Annotated in this window: 17 protein-coding genes; 11 read left to right on the top strand and 6 right to left on the bottom strand. The window is 59.6% G+C overall.

All coding sequences use genetic code 11. The annotated features are described in order from the left end of the window. Positions 1–163 precede the first annotated feature (163 nt). Positions 164–1,123, top strand: a complete 960-nt coding sequence (locus L6D74_RS16290) for a MerR family transcriptional regulator (protein ID WP_064593425.1) — start codon at positions 164–166, stop codon at positions 1,121–1,123. A 3-nt stretch (positions 1,124–1,126) separates the two neighbouring features. Here L6D74_RS16290 and L6D74_RS16285 read toward each other — a convergent pair whose 3' ends face one another. Both L6D74_RS16285 and L6D74_RS16280 read right to left on the bottom strand, forming a co-directional pair. Continuing rightward, complete coding sequence (locus tag L6D74_RS16285) at positions 1,127–1,732, bottom strand: hypothetical protein (RefSeq protein WP_039769347.1); 606 nt, start codon at positions 1,730–1,732, stop codon at positions 1,127–1,129. 54 nt (positions 1,733–1,786) lie between these two features. After that, on the bottom strand, positions 1,787–2,263 hold the full coding sequence (locus tag L6D74_RS16280) for a PAS domain-containing protein (RefSeq protein ID WP_236189796.1): 477 nt from the start codon (positions 2,261–2,263) through the stop codon (positions 1,787–1,789). 153 nt (positions 2,264–2,416) lie between these two features. Here L6D74_RS16280 and L6D74_RS16275 point away from each other — a divergent pair, with 153 nt between their 5' ends. After that, the gene (locus L6D74_RS16275; RefSeq protein WP_064593430.1) at positions 2,417–2,872 is read left to right on the top strand and encodes a flavodoxin; all 456 of its coding nucleotides are present in this window, start codon (positions 2,417–2,419) and stop codon (positions 2,870–2,872) included. On the opposite strand, the gene L6D74_RS16270 is transcribed toward L6D74_RS16275, so the two are convergent. After that, complete coding sequence (locus L6D74_RS16270) at positions 2,862–3,749, bottom strand: LysR family transcriptional regulator (protein ID WP_064593432.1); 888 nt, start codon at positions 3,747–3,749, stop codon at positions 2,862–2,864. The genes L6D74_RS16275 and L6D74_RS16270 overlap by 11 nt on opposite strands. Before the next feature lie 95 nt (positions 3,750–3,844). Here L6D74_RS16270 and L6D74_RS16265 point away from each other — a divergent pair, with 95 nt between their 5' ends. The 5 genes from L6D74_RS16265 (at position 3,845) to L6D74_RS16245 (ending at position 7,787) form a co-directional block, all read left to right on the top strand. Next, on the top strand, positions 3,845–4,231 hold the full coding sequence (locus L6D74_RS16265; protein ID WP_236189795.1) for a CidA/LrgA family protein: 387 nt from the start codon (positions 3,845–3,847) through the stop codon (positions 4,229–4,231). Then, positions 4,221–4,907: an LrgB family protein gene (locus L6D74_RS16260; RefSeq protein ID WP_064593437.1), complete on the top strand. Its 687-nt coding sequence runs from the start codon at positions 4,221–4,223 to the stop codon at positions 4,905–4,907. The genes L6D74_RS16265 and L6D74_RS16260 overlap by 11 nt, the downstream gene beginning before the upstream one ends. Before the next feature lie 132 nt (positions 4,908–5,039). Continuing rightward, positions 5,040–5,822, top strand: a complete 783-nt coding sequence (locus L6D74_RS16255; protein WP_039769359.1) for a class II aldolase/adducin family protein — start codon at positions 5,040–5,042, stop codon at positions 5,820–5,822. Further along, positions 5,822–6,724 (top strand): alpha/beta fold hydrolase, encoded by a 903-nt coding sequence (locus tag L6D74_RS16250; RefSeq protein ID WP_236189794.1) that lies wholly within the window; start codon positions 5,822–5,824, stop codon positions 6,722–6,724. Before L6D74_RS16255 ends, L6D74_RS16250 begins: the two co-directional genes overlap by 1 nt. A 151-nt stretch (positions 6,725–6,875) precedes the next feature. Beyond that, on the top strand, positions 6,876–7,787 hold the full coding sequence (locus tag L6D74_RS16245) for an SDR family oxidoreductase (protein ID WP_011332507.1): 912 nt from the start codon (positions 6,876–6,878) through the stop codon (positions 7,785–7,787). Between the two features lie 44 nt (positions 7,788–7,831). On the opposite strand, the gene L6D74_RS16240 is transcribed toward L6D74_RS16245, so the two are convergent. Continuing rightward, on the bottom strand, positions 7,832–8,089 hold the full coding sequence (locus L6D74_RS16240) for a hypothetical protein (protein ID WP_064593445.1): 258 nt from the start codon (positions 8,087–8,089) through the stop codon (positions 7,832–7,834). After that, positions 8,086–10,146, bottom strand: coding sequence for an S-type pyocin domain-containing protein (locus L6D74_RS16235; RefSeq protein WP_236189793.1), 2,061 nt, complete (start codon positions 10,144–10,146; stop codon positions 8,086–8,088). Before L6D74_RS16235 ends, L6D74_RS16240 begins: the two co-directional genes overlap by 4 nt. Positions 10,147–10,865: 719 nt before the next feature. Here L6D74_RS16235 and L6D74_RS16230 point away from each other — a divergent pair. From L6D74_RS16230 to L6D74_RS16215, 4 genes are all read left to right on the top strand, one after another. Further along, entirely contained in the window at positions 10,866–12,659 is a 1,794-nt protein-coding gene (locus tag L6D74_RS16230) for a DUF1302 domain-containing protein (protein ID WP_221398734.1), read from the top strand. 23 nt (positions 12,660–12,682) lie between these two features. Continuing rightward, a complete protein-coding gene (locus L6D74_RS16225) occupies positions 12,683–14,050 on the top strand; it encodes a DUF1329 domain-containing protein (RefSeq protein ID WP_236189792.1) in 1,368 nt (455 codons plus the stop codon). Positions 14,051–14,189: 139 nt separating this feature from the next. Continuing rightward, the gene (locus tag L6D74_RS16220) at positions 14,190–16,736 is read left to right on the top strand and encodes a LuxR C-terminal-related transcriptional regulator (protein ID WP_236189791.1); all 2,547 of its coding nucleotides are present in this window, start codon (positions 14,190–14,192) and stop codon (positions 16,734–16,736) included. A 161-nt stretch (positions 16,737–16,897) separates the two neighbouring features. Next, entirely contained in the window at positions 16,898–20,347 is a 3,450-nt protein-coding gene (locus L6D74_RS16215) for a dermonecrotic toxin domain-containing protein (protein ID WP_236189790.1), read from the top strand. Between the two features lie 12 nt (positions 20,348–20,359). Here L6D74_RS16215 and L6D74_RS16210 read toward each other — a convergent pair whose 3' ends face one another. Next, positions 20,360–21,142, bottom strand: a complete 783-nt coding sequence (locus tag L6D74_RS16210; protein WP_236189789.1) for an IclR family transcriptional regulator — start codon at positions 21,140–21,142, stop codon at positions 20,360–20,362. Between the last annotated feature and the right edge of the window lie 8 nt (positions 21,143–21,150).

The following is a 21,150-nucleotide window of genomic DNA, read 5'->3' as shown; positions in this document are numbered from 1 at the left end:
GGGTAGAGGGCTGCGTTCTTTGACAAGCAAGGATTATTCCTTATTTTCGTGACGAACCCGATACTTTCGTTCCATTTGATCGCTTGAACCGTTCGGGGGCATCAGGAGTAGAATGGATCCAACTTCGCCCACAAACTCTTCCAACAAGGACGTGTCCGCACAAATGCCTGTCATTACAGACGTTCGTCCTGCTTCGCAGGCATCCGTAGCGCTGGATCGCGAGGAGCTTTTTCCTATACGTGAAGTGGCGCGCCTGACCGGCGTGAACCCGGTGACGTTGCGCGCATGGGAGCGACGATACGGATTGATCCAGCCAACGCGCACCGAGAGTGGGCATCGCCTGTACTCGATGACCGATATCGAGCGCGTTCGCAGCATCGTCGACTGGATTGATCGGGGCGTTTCGGTGAGCAAGGTCGGCAAGATCCTGGCCAAGACCGAGCCAATGAAAGTGCTGGCCCACTTCATTCCCGATGATCTGGTGCAGGCGGACTATCTCCAGTGGCAGGAACAGGTTCGGCAGGCAGTCAGTTCGTTTGACGATCAGTTGCTTGATCGGGTCTACGGTCAGATTTTCTCCACCTATGCCTTGCCTGTCGTGTTTCAAGACATTCTGATGCCGCTGTGGCTGCAAATGCTCCAGCGTCAGGATGCGTTCGGACAAACCAGCGAGTGGCTGTTCTTCGATGGTTTTTTGCGAGCGAAAGTGCTGCAGCGCATCGTCGTGCTGCGGGGCTCGCAACCGCGCAAGGTGATCGTCAGCGCGCTGGCCGGTCAGTGTCGCGAGCTTGAGTTGTTGGTGGCAGCGCTGTTTCTCAGCGGCAATGACGCGGGGGTTCGTGTGCTCACCACCGGTCAACCGTTCGATGAGCTGACGCTGGTGTGCGAGAAGATCAAGCCCGAGGCGCTGGTGCTGTTTTCCAATCACGCCCCGGCACCCGAGCTGCCGCGTCGGCTGAATCGTCTGGCGCTGAGTCTTGATTGTCAGTTGATGCTGGCGGGGGATGCGGCCGATCTGGCACAGGACAGCCTGGCGGGATCATCGGTCGGCTGTCTGGGCAATGAAGGTTCGACCATGCGCCAGCGCATGAATCAGTTCCTCGCAGGGACGCTGGATACCTGAGAATCAGGTGTGCAGGGCAGGGTGGGTCAGGCGATGCTGTTGCAGGATGAACTGGCGCAGACGCTCGGTTTCATCGGCATCGCTCTGGCTTAGCTCGTAAGCATAAAAGCCGCTTTCGGTTTCCCGTTCGAACGTCCCGCGCAGGGCAATCCGCTCATAGCCCGACGGGCTGAACCACAAGGCAAAGTGCTTCGGCGGCTTGGTCTTGTTGCGCACTTCCAGCAGCACACCCTTGTGCGAAACCTCGTGAACCCACAGCGTACCTGGCTGGCCCTTGGCGTTTTCCAGTGCCACCGGCTCTTCCAGGGTCAGGCGCCATGGACGCACCATCGGCCCGTCTTCATAAATGCTCGGCACCCCAAGACGCAGATGCAGGGCGTGGAATTCGTCTTCCACCAGATGCAGCGGGAAAGTCATCTGCTGATTTTCGAAGTTAGCCTGGATGGTGACTTGCTCATGGGCCGCCAGACGCGTGAGCAAATCACGGATCTGTGAACCACCATTGACCAGCAGGCTCGACGTCGCATCCCGTACATTGAGTTGCGGGTTGTGTTGCATGGTCTGGATGAAATCCAGCTCATCCTGGGTCAGGAGGGCGTCACGCTGCATGGCTAACTCGAAATGAATAATTACAAAGTCATTGGTGATTGTAGTTAATGACAATTAGTTCGTTGTTTTGTTTTCGCCGTTCGTCGCTTTCAAGGCAGCAATTTCTGCTTCCAGTGCCGCAACCTGGGCTTCCAGTTGCGCCACCCGCTGCTGCGCCTTGACCTGAACCGTAACGTCCTTTTGCACACCTACGAAGTAGGTCTGCCCGTCGTCGGCATTTTTTACCGTCGAAAGAGACAGTTCGTTCCAGAACGGCGTGCCGTCCTTGCGGTAGTTGCGCAGGATTTCGCGGCAGGAACCACCGTTCTTCAGCGCCTCGCGAATCACCCCTAAACCGGCCTGGTCGCGATCCCCGGCCTGCAGAAAACGGCAGTCCTGATAGAGAATTTCTTCGCTGGTGTAGCCGGTCAGTTTTTCGAAAGCCGGATTCACGTAGATCAGGATGTTGTCCTGATCACCTTCTTTTTCTGCCACCACGATTCCATCGTTCGACGCGTTGATCACCATTTGCAGGAGACTGGCATTGATCATCTATGAAGCCTTACAAGGAGTTCGATGGCAGGCATTCTAGAAGATCGACCGGCGCTGTCTACTGGCCACCAGCCCTTATCGAGAGCCAATCGCAACAGAGCGCCGCTGGCTGTTACTATCGCCGCTCTTTTTTTCAGTTTCAGGATCAGATTGATGAAAGTCGCCATCCTCTCCGGCTCGGTGTACGGCACGGCCGAAGAAGTCGCTCGCCACGCTCAGAGCCTGTTGAACGCCGCCGGTTTTGAAACCTTCTACAACTCGCGCGCCAGCCTCGCCGATCTCCAGGCGTTTGGCCCTGAAGCCTTGCTCGGCGTGACCTCGACCACCGGCATGGGCGAACTGCCGGACAACCTGCAACCGTTGTATTCGGCCATTCGTGATCAACTGCCGGCAGCCTGGCGTGGTTTGCCCGGCGGGGTGATCGCACTGGGTGACGCCAGCTACGGCGACACCTTCTGCGGCGGCGGCGAGCAACTGCGCGAATTGTTCGGCGAGCTGGGCGTGCGCGAAGTGCAGGACATGCTGCGCATCGACGCCAGCGAAAGCGTCACCCCGGAAACCGACGCCGAGCCTTGGCTGGAACAGTTGATCGCCACGCTCAAGGGCTGATCCCGCGTTCACGCAACAGCGCCAGCCAGGCCTGCGCAGCCTTCGACAGATAGGCGCCCCGGCGCCAGATGAAAGCGATGTCCCAGCGCAAGTAGTCCGGCGCATTCAGGGTCAGGCGCACCACGCCTGGCCGCACCAGACCGCGTGCCACCACGCTGGGCAGCAGCACCACGCCTTGTCCGGCGGCGACCAGCGCCGCAAGAAAATCCGCCTGCCCACTGCGTCCGCCTTCCCTCGGGGTGAAGCCCATCTGCTGGCACGCCTGGAGCAAGCGATCGTTGAGCACGAAACTGCGCTGATACAAAAGGAACGGCGTATCGGCCAACTCCTCCAGACCGATTTCACCTTTTGCCGCCAGTGGGTGATCCACCGGTAACAGCGCATCCAGCGGTTCATCGCAGAATGGCTGAAAGTCGAATTGCGGATCCTTCGGCAGCAGACTGCCACCCAACTCCAGCTCGCCGCTGAGCACCGCCTGTTCGATATTGCGGCTGCCACCCTCAAGCAACTGCACGCTGATGTTCGGATAGCGCCGTCGGTATTCGGCAAACAGCCCGGCAAACAATGCATCGCTGCCCAGCAAGGGCAACCCGAGACGTAACTCGCCGCGTGCCAATTGGCTGAGGTCATCCAGTTCGCTGAGCAATTCATTGCGCAACCGCAGCATGCCTTCGGCCCGGTGCAGCACCACGCTGCCGGCGGCAGTCAGGCGTATCTGTGAACCCAGTCGTTCGAGCAACGGTGTGCCGAGGCTCTGTTCGAGCTGGGCGATCTGCTTGCTCACGGCGGACTGACTGATGTGCAGGTTTTTTGCAGCTTGAGTGAAACCGCCCTGATGCATGACTTCGACGAAACTTCTGAGTTGTTTGAATTCCATGGCCTGATTCCAGATTGGAATGGCTTTGAGTCTAACAATTCGCTTCGGAGATGGTAGCCGGGTTCGTAAGATAGCCACCTGAAAGGAGCCCATCGATGAAAGCCTCGACCCTCAAATACCTCTCTCGCCTGCTGGCCGAACTGGCCGTGCTGCTCGCTCTTTACCTGCTCGGCTGCCAGATCGCAGCGTGGCTGGCCTGGCCGATTCCCGGCGGCGTGATCGGCATGGCGTTATTGCTGCTGGGCTTTGCGTTCGGCTGGATTAAACCGGCGGCGCTGCAAATGGGCGCCGGCCTGTTGATGGCCGAGATGCTGCTGTTCTTCATTCCGGCGCTGATGAGCCTGCTGGATTACGGCGCGTTGCTGCGCGATGACGGCTGGCGGATCTTGTTGGTGATCGCAGCCAGTACGCTGATGGTGATGCTGGTGACCGCGTTCACCGTGGAGCTGGCCGTGCGCCTGAGGCGGTCCCATGAAGCTTGAGCTGATGCCGATGTTTTGGCTGGCGTTCACCTTGCTGGCCTATTTGTTCAGTCGCTGGCTGTATCGGCGGACCGGACGTTACGTGCTGTCGCCACTGATTCTGGTTCCCGCGTTGCTGCTCGCGCTTGCCGTGCCGTTGCACACCGCTTACGCCGAGTATTCGAGCAACACCCATTGGCTGATGCTGGTACTCGGGCCGGTCACCGTGGCGTTTGCGGTGCCGATCTGGCAACAGCGGCGATTGCTGGTGCGGCATTGGTCGGCGTTGCTGCTGGGCATGCTGGCCGGCAGTGCGGCATCGATTGCCACGTCGTTCGGCCTCGCGAAAGCGCTGGCGCTGGACAGTTCGGTGACGCTGTCGCTGGTGCCGCGCTCGATCACCACGCCGTTCGCCATGCCGCTGGCGCAGGACCTCGGTGGCGTGCCTGAGCTGACAGCGGTGTTCGTGATGTTCACCGGGGTGTTCGGCGCCATGCTCGGCGGTGTGCTGCTCAAGTGGCTGCCACTGCGCAGCCCATTGGCGCGCGGTGCATTGTTCGGCGTGGGTGCTCATGGTGCGGGCGTCAGCCGCGCCCATGAAGTGGGCGGCGAAGAGGGCTCGGTCGCGGGGCTGGTGATGGTGCTGACGGGACTGCTCAATCTGTTCGCCGCGCCTTTGTTGGCGTCGTTGCTTTGACATGGATCCAAGCAGATTGCGTCGCTGACTCGTTCAGTCATCAAGCTGGCTGCCAATGCAACTACGCGACCGTCCGGGGCTGACTAGACTGCTGACACACGCAAAAACAATAAGAACGCAGAGGTGCATACAGTGAGCGTAGCCCCCGTCCCTTCGTCCGTGAACGTCAAAGATCAGGTCAGTGCCGCGGAATGGCAGACCCGGGTCGATCTGGCCGCCTGTTATCGTCTGGTCGCGCTGCATGGCTGGGACGATCTGATCTTCACTCACATTTCCGCCAAGGTGCCCGGCACCGAAGATTTCCTGATCAACCCGTTCGGTCTGATGTTCCATGAGATCACCGCGTCCAGTCTGGTGAAGGTCGACCAGGCCGGTAACAAGCTCATGGACAGCCCCTACGAAATTAATCCCGCCGGCTACACGATTCACAGCGCCGTGCACGAAGTGCGGCACGATGTGGCTTGCGTGCTGCACACCCACACCGCTTCCGGTGTCGCGGTGTCGGCGCAGAAGCAGGGCGTGTTGCCGATCAGCCAGCAATCGCTGTTCGTGCTGTCGAGCCTGGCCTTTCACGCCTATGAAGGTGTGGCGCTCAACCATGAAGAGAAAGCGCGGTTGCAGGCGGATCTGGGCGACAACAATTTCCTGATGCTGCACAACCACGGTCTGCTGACCTGTGGCGGCACCATCGCCGACACGTTCCTGATGATGTTCACCTTCCAGCGCGCCTGCGACATCCAGGTCATGGCGCAGACCGGCGGTGCCGAACTGATCGCCATCGAACCGCAGATTCTGGCTGGCGCCAAGGCGATGATCGCCGGCGTCACCAAAAGTGCTCAAGGCATGGGTGGCGCGCTGGCTTGGCCGGCGCTGCTGCGCAAACTCGATAAACAAGACCCGGGGTATAGACTCTAATGCCTCTCGCCGAGATTCCGCTGAGTGCCTGGCGCAAGCGCAGCCAGTCGTTTGTCTTCCGTGGTCAGCCGATCCGCTACTGGACAGCCGGGCAGGGCGAACCGCTGCTGTTGATCCATGGCTTTCCGACGGCCAGTTGGGACTGGCATTACCTGTGGCAGCCGCTGTCCCAGCGCTACCGGGTGATTGCCTGCGACATGCTCGGCTTCGGCGACTCGGCAAAGCCGCTGAATCACATTTACAGCCTGCTGGAGCAGGCCGATCTGCAACAGGCCTTGCTGGCGCATCTGTCGGTCGAACAACCGGTGCACATTCTGGCCCACGACTACGGTGACAGTGTTGCCCAGGAGTTGCTGGCCCGGCATTACGAAGATCTGATCGAGGTCGCCAGTTGCGTGTTCCTCAACGGAGGTCTGTTCCCGGAAACCCATCGACCGCTGCTGGCGCAAAAACTGCTGCTCAGCCCTCTGGGCTGGATGATCGGTCGGGCATTCACCCGCGATGCGCTGGTGAAGAGCTTCCAGCAGATTTTCGGCCCGGACACCCGGCCCAGCGAAAGCGAAATGGATGATTTCTGGAGCCTGATCGAATGCAATCGCGGGCAACGCGTCATGCACAAGCTGATTCACTACATTCCCGAGCGCCGGGTTCAGCGTGATCGCTGGGTCGCGGCGATGCAGCGCGGCGAGGTACCGCTGCGGGTGATCGATGGCGAAGTCGATCCGATTTCCGGGGCGCACATGGTCGAGCGTTATCGCGAGCTGATCCCCGACGCCGACACCGTGCTGTTGCCGGGCATCGGCCATTACCCGCAAAGCGAAGCGCCGGTGCAGGTGCTCAAACACTACCTCGAATTTCGCGATCACTTCGTGTTGCCGCCGCGCAAGGTGGCGTGCTCCTGATTTAGTGCGCGAGGCGCCTGACGCCTCGGCACGTTTCATCATCCCCCAGCCTTATCGCGCACCATTCAGCCCCTGCCGTATTCGTTGTGACCGCACGCCCTGTGCCTGACACTCAGGGACACTGTCCCTCAGGTCTGCTGGAGTTGCCCCGATGAATGAGTCTGTGCGTTTCGAAGATAAAGTCGTGATCGTCACCGGAGCCGGTGGCGGCCTGGGACGCGCTCACGCTTTGCTGTTCGCCAAACAGGGCGCCAAAGTGCTGGTCAACGACCTCGGCGGTTCGACCCAGGGCGAAGGCGCCAACGCTTCGGCCGCCGACCGCGTGGTAGCGGAAATCCGCGAGGCCGGCGGTATCGCCGAAGCCAACCATGACTCGGTCACCGACGGCGACAAACTGGTGCAGAACGCGCTCGATGTGTTCGGCCGAGTCGATGTGGTGGTCAACAACGCCGGGATCCTGCGCGACAAGACCTTCCACAAAATGGAAGACGCCGACTGGGATCTGGTCTACCGCGTCCACGTCGAAGGCGCCTACAAGGTGACTCGCGCCGCGTGGCCGCACCTGCGCGAGCAAAACTACGGCCGGGTGATCTTTACCGCGTCGACCTCGGGCATCTACGGCAACTTCGGCCAGTCCAACTACGGCATGGCCAAACTCGGTCTCTACGGCCTGACCCGCACCCTGGCAATCGAAGGCCGCAAGAACAACATCCTGGTCAACGCCATCGCCCCCACCGGCGGTACGCGCATGACTGAAGGCCTGATCCCGCCGCAAGTGTTCGAACAACTCAAACCGGAACTGGTCAGCCCGCTGGTGGTGTACCTGGCCAGCGAACAGTGCCAGGAAACTTCCGGCCTGTTCGAAGTCGGCGGCGGCTGGATGGGCAAGGTGCGCTGGGAACGCAGCCTTGGTGCCGGGTTCGATCCTCGCGTCGGGTTTTCCCCGGAAGATGTCGCGGCGCACTGGCAGCAGATCTGTGATTTCGAAGGCGCGGCACATCCGAAGGACAACATCGAGGCGCTGAAGGAAATGATGGGGAATCTGCAGAAGTATTCGTTGTAACCCGAAGAGGCCACCAGGTGAGAGCCTGGTGGCCGATTTGCCGATCAGGTGTATCTGTTTTCGATCATGAATTTTGGAGGGGACCAGTTGGGGCCTTTAATCGCGACAGACCCTTCGCCGACTGCCAACACCCCGAGTTCAAAAAGCCTTGTGTAGGTTTCCAGCAACTCTCCGCTTTCTATGACTTCACGTCGATATCGGCCAAACATTCTGTCCAGGGAGGGAATAGCTGAGCCGAGGCCGAACACAGTCAAAACATCTTCTACTGGCTCATTTTTGACAATTTGTTCAACGATGCTCATTGCTGCCCTCCTTTTAAAAGGTTTTTGAAAAACACTTCGTCCTGTTTGTCTGCTGCCGCTATGGCATCTTCCGTGTAAAGCAAAGACTCATGATCCGCCAGTTGGAAATCCTCCAATGTTGCGCTGTGCGCGTTGTTCCACATCGGGGATTCTTTGTCTGGCTTGAAGTCATCACTCAATCCTAGCGCTCGAAATCTCTCTAGTTCCCTAATCTCATGAGTGTAATAGCGTAAATCAGTGTCGGTGGCTGCCATTTGACCGTTCAGTATTTTTTCAAGTCGATGAATCATGATGTTGTTCGCATCTGATTGATCAAATCGTGCGATGTGTAGTTTAACCGAGGAAATGCCGGTGCCCGTGATGACTGCCTGACGCCAGTCAAGATGAAGTATCGGTCCACCTGCTTGAGCTGGATTGAAAAGTCGCCCGCTATATATTCCTCTAACAGAAGCCCCCTCATACGGACTGCTGATCACCACATACAGCGGCGCAACCCCCGAGTCCTCCGGAAAGATAATGACGAAGCGCTCCCATTCCTCCTCCAGGCTCGGGTGGAGGTCGAGCCTTCCCTCGATCGGCATGATCGGCGCGCCGCTGTATGTCGGCGGATCGGTATCGGCACTCGGGAGCAGCGTGGAGCTGTCGCCCGGGCTGATGACCGGGGTCCAGGTCAGAATGTCGTTGGGCAAATCGGGCAGGACGGTCTCGTAAACCCCGTTGAGCGAATCGAAGGTCGCACGCAGCACCGGAACATCGCTGCGTACCTGAAAGTCGTCAGCGCTGACCACGAAGACTTCGGCGCCGGCGCCCATCCTTCTTGTCCCCAGTCCGATCGGTATCTGCAATGTGCCCTGGCGCTGCGCGATCTCGCGTAATGCCTGCGGCGTGGCAGAAGACAACTCGACCAGCGGCACGCTGACGCTGAAACGCTCACCGTTGCCCAGACGTGAAGGCGCCAGCAAAGCCGCGAACCCGACCGCAACCGGTGCCAGCAGCGAGGCGCCCAAGGCGTTGATGCCGACAACCGCCGAGCGCAGGACCGTGAGGATCGCTGTGGCTGTCGACGGGGTCAGGCGCGCTGCGTTCGAGGCGAATGCGATCACCGGCCCGGCGCTGGCCGCCGCGGCAGACGCTGGATAAACCCGCTGGCCCGCATCCGCTCGTGCCTGGTCACGGGCCTGGCGTGCAGCCTCTGTATGGCGCTGCTGCTTGGCGAGGGCTTCCAAGTGCGCCTGTTCAGCAGCCAGCTGGCGCGCAGCGGCTTCGGCGGCAATCCGCGCCTGTTCCGCGGCTTTGCGTTGTGCCTCGGCCAGCGCCGCCAACCGCGCTTGCTCGCGGGCCTGGACTTCTTGCTGTTCCTGTTGGCGCCGCGCCGTCTCCGCCAAGGCTTTCTGGCGTTGCTGTTCTGCGGCGATCCGCGCCTGTTCGGCGGCGCGGCGTGCAGTTTCTGCGGCCTGGGCCTGCGCGGCGTCATTGGCCTGTACCGCCGCCAGCCAGTTGTGCACGTTGACGTGTTGTTGATGCAGCGTCGCCAGCGTCTGGGTCAGCAATCTGACTTCCATTGCCGCGCGATAGGATTGCTTCCACAGGTTCATCCCCGGTCCGTTGGGACTCAGCACCTTGTCCACGGCGTAGGCCCGGGACAGGAACTGGTAGACCGTCTTGTCGGTGGGATCGCTGCCGTAGAAGCCGTGGGACAGTTGTGCCTGCTGTTGCAGTTGCGCGTTCTTGCGCTGGATCAGCCGGTTGCGCACGCCCAGCTCTCGGCTGATCGCGGCAGCGGGCGGCAGCGGCTGGGTCGACTCTTCCAGGCGGGTCGCGGCCAGATCGACTTCAATGGCTTGCGGGATTTGTGCAGCCTTCGCCTGGTATTCCTGAGTCAGCGGGGTAATGAAGTTCTGCAACACCTGCTGATAACGGGCAGGGCTGCGCGGCGTGCCGAACGGACCGTTATAACGATTGTGATCAACAGTGGAAATGCCGGGGTTGAAATGCGACGGTGCTTCAGCGGTTGTCCACACAGGCTCTGTCAATTCAAATGGAGGTGGTCTTTGCATATTCATATCCTTTTGAATGTGCGTTGGTTTTTCAGAACATAAACGTACGAATCACTAATGGGTATTTGCCCATTGAAGTTACAGGAGAGTTTGCGCAGAGGTATCTGAGAAGGGTGTAGGTTGTAACTTGCGTTTAAGCGTGAACTTTCATTGCTTATACAAAGACTCAGGAAACTTCTTACGTATTAAAAGAACTTTCCTGCGCTGAAAAGGGAAACGGCACTTCAGAGCAGCGCGAGCGCCACGCAATCATTTATCGGGGTCAAAAAGCGCCCATAAAAAAGGCCGCTGCAAACGCAGCGGCCAAGGTAAGACGTTGGATCAAGGAGCTACAAATCAACGTCAGTGAACACCGGGGCGAGGGATCGAAAAACGCTTCGGTCCATCAGAAATCGATTGCCGACGACTCGGTCGCGGACTTTGTGCTTGCTGGCGGTCTGCCGTGAAAGCCCGCACAGAATAAGGGCTGGCGCTTCAGGGAAAAATAGCGATTCCGGACATGCACTGTTACGGGGCATGTAACAGTGGCGCGCACTGGCCTGGTCATTATCCGTTGCATTGATAGTGGTCCATCCAGCCTGTTCATGGCGGGCGCAAAGCCTTGTCGCAGGCTGGGATTCATCCTTTCGAGCGACAGCGCGAATACCTCCTTGGTGCGCTTATCCTCGCCGTGGCGCGGCAGTAGGGTGGGGCCTTCTGTCACTCACCGGGGAAGACGCATGACAAAAACAACAATGCGCGCCATCTTCACGCCGCAGGCGCTTGCCGCTGCGGTGGCCTTGGGTTGCTGTGCCCAGGCGCACGCGGTCGCTTTCAATATCGGGGAAATCGAAGGCACCTTCGATTCGTCGCTGTCGGTCGGTGCGAGCTGGGGCATGCGCGATGCCGACAAGTCGCTGGTCGGTACGGTCAACGGCGGAACCGGCCAGTCTTCCACCGGTGATGACGGGCGTTTGAACTTCAAGAAAGGCGAGACCTTTTCCAAGATCTTCAAGGGCATCCATGACCTCGAACTGAAGTACGGCGACACCGGTGTGTTCGTGCGCGGCAAGTACTGGTACGACTTCGAACTCAAGGACGAAGACCGCGAGTTCAAACCGATCAGCGACAAGGGACGCAAGGAAGGCGCGAAGTCTTCCGGCGCGCAGATCCTCGACGCCTTCGTCTATCACAACTATTCCATCGCCGACCTGCCGGGCACCGTGCGCGCCGGCAAACAGGTGGTGAGCTGGGGCGAAAGTACTTTCATCGGCAACTCGATCAACAGCATCAACCCGATCGACGTCTCGGCGTTCCGCCGGCCGGGTGCGGAGATCAAGGAGGGGCTGATTCCGGTGAACATGCTGTTCGCCTCTCAGGGGCTCACCGACCAACTGACGGTCGAGGGCTTCTATCAACTGGAATGGGATCAGACCGTCCTCGACAACTGCGGCACCTTCTTCGGTGTCGACGTGGCGGCGGACGGTTGCAACAACGGCTACACCGTCGGCAGCCCGGCGATCGCCCCGTTGGCACCGCTGGCGGCAGCCTTCGGCCAGCCGATTCAGGTGACCCGCGAAGGCGTGATCGTGCCCCGTGGCGGCGATCGCGATGCGCGGGATTCCGGGCAATGGGGCACGGCGTTGCGCTGGCTCGGCGACGACACCGAGTACGGCCTTTACTTCATGAACTACCACAGCCGCACGCCGACCGTCGGCACCAGTACCGCCGGTCTGTCGACCCTCGCGGCGCTGCCGGGCATGGTCGGGATCGCCAACCGCCTGGCCCCCGGCAGCGGTTCGGGACTGGCGCAAAGCGTGATGCTCGGGCGCGGCCAGTACTACCTCGAATACCCGGAAGACATTCGCCTGTACGGCGCGAGTTTCTCCACCACGTTGCCGACCGGCACCGCCTGGACCGGCGAGATCAGCTATCGGCCCAATGCGCCGGTGCAGGTCAACACCAACGACCTGACCCTGGCGCTGGTCAATCCGATTGCCGGCGGTACGGCGTCGCCGCTGGTTACCTCGCCGGGGGCCGACAACAAGGGCTACCGACGCAAGGAAGTGACGCAGATCCAGAGCACGCTGACGCACTTTTTCGATCAGGTCTGGGGCGCTGAGCGCCTGACCCTGGTGGGCGAGGCCGCCGTGGTGCGGGTCGGCGGACTGGAGTCGCGCAGCAAGCTGCGTTACGGCCGCGACTCGGTGTACGGCCAGTATGGTTTCGGCGGCGACACCGACGGTTTCGTCACCTCCACCTCCTGGGGCTATCGCGCCCGGGCGATCCTCGATTACGCCAACGTGATCGGCGGGATCAACCTCAAGCCCAACCTGTCCTGGTCCCACGACGTCGCCGGTTATGGCCCTAACGGCCTGTTCAACGAAGGCGCCAAGGCTGTCAGCGTCGGTGTCGATGCCGACTACCGCAACACCTATACCGCGAGCCTCAGTTACACCGACTTTTTCGGTGGTGACTACAACACCCTCGAAGACCGTGACTTCGTGGCCCTGAGCTTCGGTGTGAACTTCTGATCTGCCCGAGAAGGATGAATGCAATGCGCAAGATGATTCTGCAATGCGGTGTCCTGGCCCTGAGCCTGTTGGCCGCCAATGTGATCGCGGCGGTGTCGCCGGAGGAAGCCAACAAGCTCGGCACCAGCCTGACGCCGCTGGGCGCCGAGAAGGCCGGCAACGCCGACGGCTCGATTCCGGCCTGGACCGGCGGTATCCCGAAAAACGCCGGAGCAGTCGACAGCAAGGGCTTTCTGGCTGACCCGTTTGCCAGCGAAAAACCGTTGTTCACGATTACTGCCGCCAACGTCGACAAGTACAAGGACAAGCTGTCCGACGGCCAGGTGGCGATGTTCAAGCGCTACCCCGAAACCTACAGGATCCCGGTCTACCCGACCCATCGCACCGTGGCCGCACCGCCGGAAATCTACGAGTCGGCCAAACGCAGCGCGCTCAACGTCACCAGCATCAACGACGGCAACGGCCTGGCCAATTTCACCGGTAACCGCTACTACGCGTTCCCCATTCCCAAAAATGGCGTCGAGGTGTTGTGGAACCACATCACCCGTTATCACGGCGGCAACCTGCGGCGGATCATCACGCAGGTGACGCCGCAAACCAACGGCAGCTACACGCCGATCCGCTTCGACGAAGAGATCGCCGTGCCGCAACTGATGAAGGATCTCGATCCGGAAAAAGCCGCCAACGTCCTGACTTTCTTCAAGCAGTCGGTGACGGCTCCGGCGCGTCTGGCCGGTAACGTGCTGCTGGTGCACGAGACTCTCGATCAGGTGAAGGAACCGCGTCTGGCGTGGATCTACAACGCCGGTCAGCGCCGGGTGCGCCGTGCGCCGCAGGTTGCCTATGACGGTCCGGGCACCGCTGCCGACGGCCTGCGCACGTCGGACAACTTCGACATGTTCTCCGGCGCGCCGGACCGCTACGACTGGAAACTGATCGGCAAGAAGGAAATGTACATTCCGTACAACAGCTACAAGCTCGACTCGCCGAGCCTCAAGTACGACGACATCGTCAAGGCCGGGCACATCAACCAGGACCTGACGCGTTATGAGCTGCATCGGGTCTGGGAAGTGGTCGGTACGGTGAAACCGAACGAGCGGCACATCTACGCCAAACGCCACATGTACATCGACGAGGACAGCTGGCAAGTGGCGCTGGCCGATCATTACGACGGTCGCGGACAGCTGTGGCGAGTGGCCGAGGGACATGCTCAGTACTACTACGATCACCAGGCCCAGGCCTACACCCTCGAAGCGCTCTACGACATCATCGCCGGCCGCTACATTGCCCTGGGGATGAAGAACGAAGAGAAGCACAGCTTCGAATTCGGCTTCGAAGCCAAGGCTGCCGACTATACCCCGTCGGCCTTGCGCGCCGAGGGCGTACGGTAACGGTTTCGATACATTGGCAAGGCAAAAGGCGACCGCACGGTCGCCTTTTTTATGGGCGCCAATCAGCGTACTGAATACTCGTCAACAAGCAGCAGGGAGAGGGCTAGGGTGAGCGCACAACGATAAAAAGGCGTATCCGATGACCGCCATGACCCACGCTCCGGATCGAGCGGATTTTCTCCCGAGACTGTCTTCCCATCACCTTGCGCGGCCTCGCCTTTGCGCGGCTCTGCTCGAGTCAGCGGCGCGGGTCAAACTGATCTGTGCGCCAGCCGGCAGCGGCAAGACCGCGCTGCTCACCGAATGCCTGCTGCAGGCGCCGGTCAATTGCACCGTGTGCTGGTTGCCGCTGGCAGGCGCGTCCCTTGGCACTGGCGAGTTTTGCGAGCGGCTTGCACACGCTATGGGGCTGGCCGCATCGGACGAAACGTCACTGCTGCATGAACTGTCGCGACGGACTTCGTCGACCTGGGTATTGCTCGACGATTACTGCCGATACCCGGAGCCTGCGCTGGATGCATTTCTCGACCGAATGCTGGCGGTCAGCAGCCCGGCCCTGACGTGGTGGATCGGTACTCGGAGGCGTCCGCCCTGCAACTGGCCGCGCCTGCTGCTCGATGATGCGTTGTACGAATGTGAAGCCGCGGCGTTGGCGCTGACCCGTGACGAGATCGCACAGGTGTTGCGCCACTTGTCCCCGGCCCAGGCCGATAGCGTGGCCGGACGCATCTTTCGGCGCAGCGGCGGTTGGTGCGCCGGGGTGCGGATGTTGTTGATGCAAAAATGCGACTGGTCGCAAAAGACTTTGCCGCAGCAACGCATGGACACCTTGCTGGACTACCTGCAACACGAACTGTTCAGCGGTCTGAGTCCGGAACTGGCCGAGGCCTGGAGAGTGCTGGCGCATTTGCCGCGGTTCAATGCCAGCCTGTGCGACCACTTGTTCGGCGCCGGCGAAGGGGCGCAATGGATGCGCGATCTGCAAACGCTGGGATGCTTTATCGAACCCTGGCGGGCCTCGTCTGAATGGTTGCAAGTCTGTTCCCCGCTGTCGCGCCTGATGCGCAGCGAGCCGTGGCCTGCCGGGCGTTCCTGGCATCGCCGGGCCTGTCAGTGGTTCACCGCCGGACGCCATTGGAAATGCGCCTTTGAACAGGCGCTGCTGGCTGAAGAGTACGAAGTCGCGGTGAGCCTGTTGCAGCACTTCAGTTTCGAGCAACTGTTCGAGGAGCAGACGGTCGTGCTGTTGTTGCGTCTTTACGAGCAACGCGGCGAGGAACTGTTAGTGGGGTCTGCGCAACTGGTCGGGTTGATCACGGCGGCGCTGCTGTTCGCCGGGCGTTTCGAACAGGCCGGTGAGTGCATCGCGCAACTGTCCCGCTTCCTGCCGCCACGGTCGGCGGATGAGCAGCGCCAGTTGATCGCCCGATGGCAGGCCCAGCAAGGGTGGTTGTTGCACTTGCAAGGGCGCATGGACGAGGCGCGCGAACATTTCGAGCAAGCCTTGAACGACTTGTCACCGCAGGCCTGGACGGCGCGTCTGTTATGCCTGTCGGGCCGCACTCAGCAAGCGTTGCTGTGTGGTGAGCTGGAACTGGCTCATTCGATAAATCGTGAAGCGCTGTGCCTGGCCCGGGCGGAAGGCTCATTGCTGTTCGAAGCGTTGCTGGAACTCGATCACGCCCAACTGCTGGAGCAACGGGGCGCGTTGGCTCGCGCCGAAGAGTTGCTGGCCAATCTTTGTGCAATGCTCGCGTCCTCCGTCGAGCGACCGACGCCGCTGTTGGGCCGTATCGCCTTGCGTCGGGGGCGACTGGCGCTGAGCATGGGTCAATCAATGCGGGCTGCCGAACTCTTTCAGCAGGGGCTCGACGACTGCCTGCGCAGCTTTGACAAGCGCGTGCTGTACGGCTTTCTCGGTCAGGCGCAACTGGCCGCTGATCAGAGTGATTATTCGCAAGCATTCATGCACCTGCGCGATGCCGAACGGTTGATGCAGCAGCGGCAAATTCCAGAAACGGTTTATCGCGGTGTTCTGTTGCAGGTCAGCAGTGAGTTCTGGTTGCAACAGGGACGACCCGAACTGGCTCGTGAAGCGTTGAGTCGAGTGCTCAGGCACTATCGTGGCCCGCGTGGACGGCAGGCGCCGCCGGCGACGCTGGAGCTGATCCCGCGTATCGAGTATTTGCTGATTCTGGCAGAGACCCGCTTGAAGCAGGCGCACCAGCCGGTGGCGCGGCTGCAGTCCCTGCTCGAGCAGGCTCAGTCTTGCCGGATGATCGTTCTGGAAGCCGAGCAGTGGCTGGCAATGAGCGAGGTGGCATCGATCCTCAATGATCGGGATTCTGCCCGACAGTATTTCGACAGGGGGCGCAAGTTGGCCTGCCAGTTCAACTTGCAGCGTCTGGTCATGAAATTTGACGAAGCCGCTTCGGATATTCGCCCCGGGTCATCACCCGAACATCCGTTTCTTGATGGCGGTGACAATGAAAGTTCATTGAGCCTGAGAGAATCGCAAGTGTTGGGGTTGATTGCGGCGGGAAGTTCCAATCAACAAATAGCGGACAAGTTGTTCATCTCATTGCATACCGTTAAAACTCATGTCCGGCGAATTCATGCAAAGTTGGGCGTTGAACGCCGGACGCATGCCGTGGCGCGCGCGAGAGTTCTGGGTTTGTGTTGTTAATTGTCAGTTAATAAGTATGTTGTTTTTTTTTAAGTCTGGTCCTTTTAAATGTCTTGCAATGGACAGTGGGTTTTTTATTGGTTTTGCTCCGGTTAAGTTGTTTGCACTGCTTGGACGATGTTTTGTCGTCTGGTTATCCTGTGTAATAACGGAGTTTTATCATGAATACAGTTGAAAGGTTTTCGGCAGAAAACCATCTGAGTGAAATCAATAAACTCAGGTACGGCCTGGAAGGTTTGCTGGGTGCACTACCGTCGTTCAAATCGCTTTTGCAGGATCTGGTGTTAAAAGAACTTCAACAGTTATCACCGAATATTTATATCAGCAAAACGTACATTACCGCCCGGCGTCCAGAGATTGCGAATCCACAACCGACCGGGTTGTTGATGGACGTGTTCATGCAGTGCCTGGTGTCCGGCAATGCGCCCGTCTATGACGCCAGTCTGTACGGCGTCTACGATTGGCCTGACTCCACGGATGAAGAAGACCGGATTCACGGGCTGGATGTAGTAGCCGTCGGTTCGTTGATCGGTAATGTGCTGGGATCGCTGGCGCAGAAGTACACGCCTTTGCTGGCGCAATACTGGGCGGCTTCTTCGGGGAAGGACGGCTTGGGGCGTGATCTGGCTTCGCGCAGTCTTCAGCTGCAGGATGTCTATGTAGCGCTGTTCTGGCAGGAATTTGGCGCAACGGTGCAGATGCAAGGCGTCAGGCCGGAGGTAGAGGAAAGCTATGCAATTTACATCAGGGGCACGTCCCTGACTCCGGCCTACAGTATTTCACTGCAACTGGAAAACGGTCGATTCGCAACGCTGGCCGGCTGCTTTGTCACGTACCTCACGGGGCGCTCTATCCCCGAACTGGTTCTGGACGATGACGAATGGGTTGTCCTCTACACTTGCGTGAACGGCCTGGAAACATTCCGCACACCCGCCTTGATGCATCAAACGTTGCAGCAACGCCTGGGCAATGCAGAAACCCGGGCACAACTGCTCAGGAGCGTTTCACAGGAAGATGCCGAGCAGGTCGGCAGCGTTCCGGATATCCGTTACCTGAACATTCAAGGCGAAATCTTCCAGACCCTCACCGCCCAGCTTCTTGATAAACAAATGCGTGACGTTGCTTACTTTCTTCGCCGGTTACAGGTGCCGGGCGGGGATCGGCCTGCTCTCGTGCGTTCGGTCGAGAGCGCCCATCAGCAGCAGGCGGTCATCGACGCTGCCAGGGGACGGGTCGCCAGACTACTGGCCCTGATGAAACGAAACGCCCGGCCGCAATGGTTGAAGGATGCCACTGCCAACCATCAGGAAGTATTCGCTTCTCTGGAAAAGGAACTGCTCAGAGGGCAGGTGAACCTGCATGAGGCCTTGGGAGGGGTATCTTCTTTTCAGGACTACGTGCGCGGAGTCGTCGAAACCCACATCAGCGCGGGCGATACCCGGCGAGTGGACCCTGATACTGTCTGGGTAAAAGTGGAATATTCTTTGCGCATTGGCACGCGGCGTATTGAACATGTCGAGCGTAAAACCCTGACTCAGTTGTTCATGTACGGCGTGCATGACACGGCGGCTCCCTACACGATCAAGCTCGAAGCCTTTCACAACAATCCTCGACTGACAGCTTCGAATATCGAACTCGCCATCCGCCAGTTTGATCTGCGTGTGCAATATGCCAATCAGCGCAATCAGCGTTTCGCACAGGCGCGGATTCGCGAAGCCATGCGCGAAGTCCTGGGGCAGGAAATTGCGCTCAGCCACTTCGCCGCCGTCCTGCAAAAACACATCGGCCCGCAAGGGCAGAATTTGGTGCAGCGGTATCTGCATGGCGATTCGGGAGTCGAAGCGTTTGGCGTTGCGTTTCGTCAAGACTACAAGCCGTTCAAGGACATGATTGCGTTTCGTGCAAGGGGTGCTGCGCCAGACCTCCAGTTACATGTGCTGTATGCGCCGGGTGCCCCGACCGGGCAGCAATGGTACGAATTCTCCGATCTGACCGGATTGAAACGACAGTTCATCTCCTGGGGTTTCGAGCCACGTGATCGTGAGTTCCTGACCGCTCAGGCTTTCAGCAAGGATCGCGCTGCCTTCGTGAAAGACGAGCTCTCTTATGTCGAGCCACGCCCTGTGTTTCATCCGGGGTGGTGGGGGCGCGTCACCTTGGTCGAGTGGACTCGGGGGCGCGGTGAAGGGCCACTGATGGGGGCTATCCATGAAATCATCGATTGGGAAATCGCTGAGGAACAGGTGGCCACGCCCGTTTGGTACAGGAATGCGGCGTCGGGGGATCGCGAGATGCTTACCCGAGTGAACACGGATTTCAAGGCGCTCTACGAACTGTCGAAAGACGAGCTGAATATCCCCACGCTGGTTTCTTATTCGCGAGACCAGGTGATGGAACGGTTAAACAGTCACCTGCGTCGTTCTGACCCGAACCACCCCTTGATCGATCCTGATCGCGTTAATGTCAAGGTGAAAGGGCAGGACTGGATGACGCTTACCCAGCTCTTCATTCAATGGCAGCTTTGGCCTGGTGATGATCAGGTGGCATTCGTCTCCAGGGATGGTTCTTCACTGGGAAATCTGAATGCGACGGTCGTCAAATCGTTGATCGGTTTGCGGCCGGGCATGATGTATGAGTGGCATCTGGTCGACCGTTTCGCCAACGGTCCGTCGCTGGATCTCAAGGCGAAGCTGTTCTGCAAGCTCAAGCAGAACGAAATGCTCAGGGCCGCATTGACCCAGAAGATGCAGGGCTCTCTGTCCTCCGAGCAGTTCAACTGGCTGACGGGACTGGTCGATGGGCTCGATCATGACCGTCCTCATCAACTGGAACCGTTCAAGTCGGGCACTACCCCGCAGGAGGGTATCTACGAGCTGAATCTTGAAGGGCGCCGCATCGAGGGCGCTTATACGTTTGGACGGCGGGTGGCAGGGAGGCTGCAGCTGCTGGTCTATATTCCGAAGGCTCCGGACGGGCTGAGTTTCCGCCCGCTCGAATCCTTGACACTGGGGCTCAAGGACGCCGACCTGGGAAATCACGTCATTGCACTGACCAGGCTCGAACATAGGGGTGTCGTACAGAACTTTGTCATTCGCTGCCAAAAAGCTTCAGGCACTCTCCCTGTCCCTGCGTTGAACAACAGTTATGCCGTGACCCATTTCAAGTTCGAATTCGACAGCATGATTTCCCGTGTGCTCAGCGACGTTGACTATCAAACCACCACACCTGCCGAGCGATTCTGGAACACGGTCATGGTGATCACCGAGCTTGCGGTGGATATTGTCTCGCTGTTTGTCCCGCCGGTGGGATTGGTGAGCAGCATCGTGCGCATCACACGTTCGATCGTCCAGGGCATCGTTGCCTACAGTCTGGGAGATGAGAAAGCCGGCAAGAACCATCTCGCCTCGGCGTGGAGAAGCTCCATTCTCTTGTATGTGGGAATTGTGGCAGGCGTTGGCGGATCTGTTTCGGCGGTGGGGCTGCTGTCGCGAGTCAAGGATATTTCCGAGATCGTGTCGACCGTGACCGGGGTGCCGGTGGGGATTGGTTATGTCACCGCCGTGGCTTCTCCCTACGTGATCGCGGACAGTAAAACCCGAATCATCGGCTGACCCCTTGCCTCGTCAATCTGGCTGATAACCCATCCGCCAACTCACGGCCCGCGTCGCAGCCAATAACCGCTGCGCCGCCGGGCCGTTTTCGTCGGCGTGGAACAACGATGTCGGGCCGACGATGGTCAATACCGCCGCGACCTGCCCGAGGGCGTTGAACACCGGAGCCGACAGGGCATCGACGCCGGGCATCAGCAAGCCGTGGACATGATGCAGACCGCGTTCACGGATCTGTTCGCACAATGCCGCATAGGCTTTTTCGTCTGCCAATGGATGAGCGCCGACTGCGATTTCCTGCTCTCGCAATTCGCCGGTTTCCCGGTGCGGCAGGTAAGCGCCGAACACCAGGCCGGTGGAGGAACTGAGCAGCGGCAGCACCGACCCCAATTGCGTCACCACCGTCACCGCGCGCACCGCCGGTTCGATGTGCACCACGGTTGCGCCCTGATTACCCCACACCGCCAGGAAACAGGTTTCGTTGAGTTCGTCGCGCAGCTCGGCCAGCGGCAGGGCGGCGACTTTCAGCACGTCCATACTGTTGAGTGCGGCCAGGCCCACGCGCAGCGCTTCGCGGCCGAGGCCGTAGTGGTTGGTGGCGGTGTTCTGTTCGGCAAAGCCCGAGGCAATCAAGGCCTGCAGATAACGGTGAACCTTGCTCGCCGGCATCTGCACATGTTCGGCCAGGCGCGACAGCGAAGTGGACGGTGACAACTCCGCCAGGGCCTTGAGGATGTCGGTGCCGACTTCGGCGGAGCGGACTTTCTGTTTGCCGTTGCTGTCGCTGGTTTTTTCCATGGTGCTGC

The sequence above is a fragment of the Pseudomonas pharyngis genome (genome assembly GCF_021602345.1).
In the GTDB taxonomy this organism is placed as follows: Bacteria; Pseudomonadota; Gammaproteobacteria; order Pseudomonadales; family Pseudomonadaceae; genus Aquipseudomonas; species Aquipseudomonas pharyngis.
The sequence above is the reverse complement of the archived record's forward strand: the minus strand, read 5'-3'. Positions and strand labels throughout refer to the sequence as shown.

What these genes read in the sequence shown, in the direction of transcription:
- L6D74_RS16240 (WP_064593445.1), bottom strand. Translation starts at nt 8,089, where the DNA reads ATGAGCATCGTTGAACAAATTGTCAAAAATGAGCCAGTAGAAGATGTT.
- L6D74_RS16290 (WP_064593425.1), top strand. Translation starts at nt 164, where the DNA reads ATGCCTGTCATTACAGACGTTCGTCCTGCTTCGCAGGCATCCGTAGCG.
- L6D74_RS16220 (WP_236189791.1), top strand. Translation starts at nt 14,190, where the DNA reads ATGACCGCCATGACCCACGCTCCGGATCGAGCGGATTTTCTCCCGAGA.
- L6D74_RS16280 (WP_236189796.1), bottom strand. Translation starts at nt 2,263, where the DNA reads ATGATCAATGCCAGTCTCCTGCAAATGGTGATCAACGCGTCGAACGAT.
- L6D74_RS16210 (WP_236189789.1), bottom strand. Translation starts at nt 21,142, where the DNA reads ATGGAAAAAACCAGCGACAGCAACGGCAAACAGAAAGTCCGCTCCGCC.
- L6D74_RS16235 (WP_236189793.1), bottom strand. Translation starts at nt 10,146, where the DNA reads ATGCAAAGACCACCTCCATTTGAATTGACAGAGCCTGTGTGGACAACC.
- L6D74_RS16275 (WP_064593430.1), top strand. Translation starts at nt 2,417, where the DNA reads ATGAAAGTCGCCATCCTCTCCGGCTCGGTGTACGGCACGGCCGAAGAA.
- L6D74_RS16230 (WP_221398734.1), top strand. Translation starts at nt 10,866, where the DNA reads ATGACAAAAACAACAATGCGCGCCATCTTCACGCCGCAGGCGCTTGCC.
- L6D74_RS16260 (WP_064593437.1), top strand. Translation starts at nt 4,221, where the DNA reads ATGAAGCTTGAGCTGATGCCGATGTTTTGGCTGGCGTTCACCTTGCTG.
- L6D74_RS16245 (WP_011332507.1), top strand. Translation starts at nt 6,876, where the DNA reads ATGAATGAGTCTGTGCGTTTCGAAGATAAAGTCGTGATCGTCACCGGA.
- L6D74_RS16215 (WP_236189790.1), top strand. Translation starts at nt 16,898, where the DNA reads ATGAATACAGTTGAAAGGTTTTCGGCAGAAAACCATCTGAGTGAAATC.
- L6D74_RS16285 (WP_039769347.1), bottom strand. Translation starts at nt 1,732, where the DNA reads ATGCAGCGTGACGCCCTCCTGACCCAGGATGAGCTGGATTTCATCCAG.
- L6D74_RS16225 (WP_236189792.1), top strand. Translation starts at nt 12,683, where the DNA reads ATGCGCAAGATGATTCTGCAATGCGGTGTCCTGGCCCTGAGCCTGTTG.
- L6D74_RS16265 (WP_236189795.1), top strand. Translation starts at nt 3,845, where the DNA reads ATGAAAGCCTCGACCCTCAAATACCTCTCTCGCCTGCTGGCCGAACTG.
- L6D74_RS16250 (WP_236189794.1), top strand. Translation starts at nt 5,822, where the DNA reads ATGCCTCTCGCCGAGATTCCGCTGAGTGCCTGGCGCAAGCGCAGCCAG.
- L6D74_RS16270 (WP_064593432.1), bottom strand. Translation starts at nt 3,749, where the DNA reads ATGGAATTCAAACAACTCAGAAGTTTCGTCGAAGTCATGCATCAGGGC.